This window comes from Thermodesulfobacteriota bacterium (assembly GCA_040758155.1).
Classification (GTDB): domain Bacteria; phylum Desulfobacterota; class Deferrimicrobia; order Deferrimicrobiales; family Deferrimicrobiaceae; genus UBA2219.
The window spans coordinates 1-3,385 of sequence record JBFLWB010000129.1 but is presented as its reverse complement, the minus strand read 5'-3'; the positions used below and the strand labels follow the sequence as shown (position 1 = coordinate 3,385).

Here is a 3,385-nt window from a genome sequence, read left to right as displayed (position 1 = left end):
CTTCCGGCGGAGATCCTCCAGGGAGGCGGCGCCGCTCCGGAGAAAACGGCGGGGGGACTCTCGATCCCCGACGCGGGGCTATCGCTGGAGGAAGTGGAGAAGACGCTGATCCGGCAGGCGCTCGAGAAGGCTGGAGGAAACAAGACGGTCGCGGCGAAGCTGCTCGGGATCACCTACGATTCCCTGAGGTACCAGGCCAAGAAGTTCGGACTCGAATAGCCCCTCGCCCCGGTGAGCCGCGTCAGTCCCTGGCGTGGCACTTGTTGCAGAGCGAGCGCTGGTAGCTCGCATAGGCCGTCGCCGGCCGGTCGCCGAACGTCTTGCGGACTTCCGCGCGGGTCCGTCCCTGGGAGATGCGCGAAGGGACTCCGCCGGCGTCGATCCCAGGATAATCCCCGTTGTAGACCAGGAACTCCGCCTTCATGTTCCAACGCGTCGCGTGGTCCCACCCGGAAGCGTGCGCCCGATGGCACGACAGGCACATCACATTCGAAGACGTGTTCGGCCCCGCCCCTCCCGCCAGGACTGTCCCTTTCAGCGCGGCGTAATCCGCCGTTCCCGTCTCGAACGGGACCATCGAAGAGTACGAGGTCGCGGGACTGCCGGTGAGGTTCCCGGAGGCGACGTAGGCATTGTAGTTGCCGGCCGTTGCCTGCGTGAACTTCACATGGTTTCCCGCGGGATGGGCCTTTCCTCCGCCTGTGCCGCCGAGCAGGGCGGCATGGCAGTTGCCGCACCACTCGGACATCCCCCGGCCGTAGGCCACCCGGATTTCCCCGCGCTCTTCCGTGCGATTGTAATCGACCGGCGCTACGGCGGCGGGAGGATCGCTGACGAACGGCGCGCCGTCGAACAGGGAGGTAACGTAGCCCTTTCCGCCGAGGAGCCTGTAAACACCCACGGCATTGCCAGCCGCGGGGTCGGGGCTATCGCTGTAGGAACCGGACGACCGGATCGGAACGGCCGCCGTTCCGATCGATCCGTCGGCGAGCCGCCGGTACTTTCCGTGCGGGTCGTGGCAGCTTATACACGAAAGCCGGGCGGCGGGGAAGGTTCCTCCGGGCGCCGTCGCCCTGCGGGCATCCGCGGAGAACCGGAAATCCGCGGCGACGATGTTGTGCCCGTGCAGTTCGGCGGGGCTGTCGCCGCCAGCTTCCCCTTCGCCCGGCCCCCAACGGTAACTTTTTTTCAGCCATCCGAAGTCGCCGCCCGGCGGGAGTTGGACAGGGGGGATCCCCTGCGGCATGTCTTCGTCCGCGGTGGCGACGAGGTGGGAGTCGGGCCGCGTCCCGCCGGACGCCTGGTGGCATTTCAGGCAGGTGGAGCCGGGATCGGATCCCAGCAGGATCGAGTCTCCGGCGCCCGCCCCTCCCGTCCCGGCATTGGGACGGTGCATGGCATGGCACCCGGTGCATTCCCCGACGCCTCCGTCGTGGAATGCCGCCGCGGGGGCGGCGAGGACCACCATGGCAAGCGTGACAATCGCAAGTCGGTACATGAGGAATCTCCCGGGCGGCGAGAACCGCTCCCAGGAGGAAGATCGGCAGGCGGAAGGAAAACTTTAGGAAGAAAATGGATTCCCGGGAAGAAAGCGCAGCCCCGCGGTGGACCGTGCGCGTCCGGGCACCGCCCAGACGACCTCCGCGCACACTCCCCCGGGAACCATGCCCGTGAACGGGTCGGCTTCGCCGTCGAACCGGAGGCGGACGCTCTGTCCGGTCCGCAACGGGTATTCGGTTGTCAGCCGGATCCCGGCCTTCCCGACGTCGACCGCCGTGCCGCTCATGCTGCCGAGGTAGAACTGCGCTTCTTCCGGGGCGGGCGCGACCACGGACAGCCGCAGGGGAAAGTTGCACAGGTAGCGGGAGTGCTTCCGCTGGCACGGCTCTATCCGGAACGCGTCGGACACGAAGCGGGAGACCACTTCGATGTCGAAGGGCTTTTCCAGGAACTGCATCGCCCCGGCCGCGAGGGCGGCCTCCTTGTTCGCGGCGCTGCCGTCCCAACTGATGACGGCAATGCGGGTACCAGGTGAATCCTTCCGGATCGTTTTCATGAGGTCCAGGCCGTTCGCGTCCGGGAGGTGGATGTCGAGGAACAACAAGTCGAAGCAGTTCCGCAAGAGCGCATCGAGGCATTCCCGGCCGGTGTTAGCGATGAAAGCATCCAGCCCGCAGGAGGTCAGCTCCTTCTGGAGCGCCCAGCAGAACAGGGTGTCATCGTCGGCGATCAGTACGTTTCTTTTCGGCATCGGCGAACATTTTAGCAATTCCCATACCGTTCGCAATGGACGGAGCCGTTCGCCGGGAATTGGCTTGCGGACGGGATTTCTCTCGAGTGCCGCACTCTGCGGAGCGGTGCAGCCGATCGTGAAACGGTGATATCACCTGTTCGGGTCGGGGAAATCCCCAATCGGTGAAATCACCAACCCCCCTCCGGGGATATCCCCGCCCCCCTGCCGGCGTCAAACCGCCGCCTCCTGTAACTATCCTGAATTGTTCCGAAATATATTTTCGCCGTATTGGCATGTCGCTTGCTCATTGAAGCTGGTCATGAAAGTCCGCACAACGAAAATTCCGGTCCTCGTCCTTGCAGCTTTCCTGGTCCTTGCCTTTCTCCCGGTGCGCGCCGGCGCGGAAGTCGCCTCCACCTTCCTTTACAGCCTCGCGGATTTCCACGGGAAAGTCCCATACAGCGACGTCAGGATCCGCGTGGACAGGGTCCATGACGAAACTTACGTGGTTGACCGGGGCATCGTCCGCGTCTTCAACGAAAGCGGCATGGAAATCTTCTGGTTCGGGGACAATCCGGATCTCGAATCGATCTACGATCTGGCGGTGGACGAGTCGGGAGATCTTATCCTTCTTTCCTTCGACCTGACCCGGCACGAAGACCCGAAGTATTACCTCGTCCGCTGCAATTACCGGGGCGATGTGAAGGAAAAGCGGACCGTGCAAGGGATTCCCGGGGAGTTCAAGGGTTTCTTCCCCAATTACCTGTTCTACCGGGACGGCAGGTATCTGCTGCTCAGCAGCAGCCGGATGCAGGCCGTCGTCACCGACCGTAACGGCGCCTTCCAGAAAGGGTACGACCTCGCCGAGATCCTCGAGGTTCCCGAGAAGGATCGGCCGAACACGGAGATCTTCGGATTCAACCTCGACGCCCAGGGAAACATGCTCCTTACCGTACCGGTCCTGTTCAAGGCGTACGTCGTCTCTCCCGAAGGGAAGGTGGTGGGATCTTTCGGGAAAGCCGGTTCCGCCCCGGGGATGTTCGGGGTCGTGAGCGGCATCGCCAGGGACGACCAGGGCAATTTCCTCGTCGTCGAGCGGTTGCGGAGCGTAGTGATGATCTTCGACAAGGAATTCCGGTTCCTGAGGGAATT

4 protein-coding genes are annotated in these 3,385 nt (G+C 63.8%); 2 read left to right on the top strand and 2 right to left on the bottom strand.

All coding sequences use genetic code 11. From position 1 onward, the window contains the following. Positions 1–219 (top strand): helix-turn-helix domain-containing protein (locus tag AB1346_08215; protein MEW6720418.1); only part of this gene is annotated, 219 nt, incomplete at its 5' end. Between the two features lie 22 nt (positions 220–241). Here AB1346_08215 and AB1346_08210 read toward each other — a convergent pair. Continuing rightward, positions 242–1,498, bottom strand: coding sequence for a cytochrome C (locus tag AB1346_08210; protein ID MEW6720417.1), 1,257 nt, complete (start codon positions 1,496–1,498; stop codon positions 242–244). A 63-nt stretch (positions 1,499–1,561) separates the two neighbouring features. Then, positions 1,562–2,251 (bottom strand): response regulator, encoded by a 690-nt coding sequence (locus AB1346_08205; protein MEW6720416.1) that lies wholly within the window; start codon positions 2,249–2,251, stop codon positions 1,562–1,564. Between the two features lie 301 nt (positions 2,252–2,552). Here AB1346_08205 and AB1346_08200 point away from each other — a divergent pair. Then, a partial coding sequence (locus AB1346_08200) for a hypothetical protein (GenBank protein MEW6720415.1) occupies positions 2,553–3,385 on the top strand: 833 nt, incomplete at its 3' end.